Source organism: Sphingomonas sp. ABOLE, assembly GCF_003950455.1.
Lineage (GTDB): Bacteria > Pseudomonadota > Alphaproteobacteria > Sphingomonadales > Sphingomonadaceae > Sphingomonas > Sphingomonas trueperi.
The window spans coordinates 1-706 of record NZ_QQWY01000117.1; the positions used below are offsets into that span (position 1 = coordinate 1).

Below are 706 nucleotides of genomic sequence, written 5' to 3' on the forward strand. Positions count from 1 at the left end.
GCATGATCAATCGTCGTCGATCGGCTCGCGGCACACCCATCAGGTGCATCATCAGTTTCAATTACACCGGACCTCAGTTTTGGTGTAGGTTCTGTGCGGCTCCGCTTCCAAAATGACGGTCATGAGAGCGTAGTATTACGTAATGACCTGGCGATCGGGTGTTGGTTAACGAGGCGCGAAGGAGGTAGGGCCATGCATTACCGCTTTTATCGCTTGAACCAAAACGATCACATCGTTTCTGGCGATGATGTTGAAGCCGCTCACGATAACGAGGCGGTGGAGAAGGTATCGCGGACTGGCAGGAGCGCATGGGAGTTGTGGTGCGGCACCAGGAAAGTGGCGCGCGCCCTGCTTCCAAATGAGCGCGAGCAGCCCAGGGTTATGGTCTACCGGTAGATTTCGCTTTAGGCGGCGCTCAGGACCACACGCTCGACAATGTCGAATCTGGTGCAGCTTTACATAATTTCTATTATCGTTTTGGATGCGTTCTAACCGGTGTAAGCGCAACGTACAAATGTCACTCTTCCGCCAGATAGAGATGTCACAATCTCTGGTCGGCGCCTTCCGAGTGGCATGCCACCCGAGCAATTGGGGGCACGCTGATGACGGTGGTCGCGATGAGCCGGAGCGAGTTGTCACGGTACGAAACGCTGCAGCGCGTCGAGCGGGGCGAGATCACCGCAAGCGAGGCTGGCGAGCTGCTCAG

General features: G+C 56.1%; 1 protein-coding gene. It reads left to right on the forward strand.

Annotated features, from left to right (window positions below; translation table 11 throughout):
* Positions 1–192: 192 nt before the first annotated feature.
* Positions 193–396 carry a hypothetical protein gene (locus tag CA234_RS24160; protein WP_126002949.1) on the forward strand — a complete coding sequence of 68 codons (204 nt, stop codon included), beginning with the start codon at positions 193–195 and terminating at the stop codon, positions 394–396.
* The last annotated feature ends 310 nt before the right edge of the window (positions 397–706 follow it).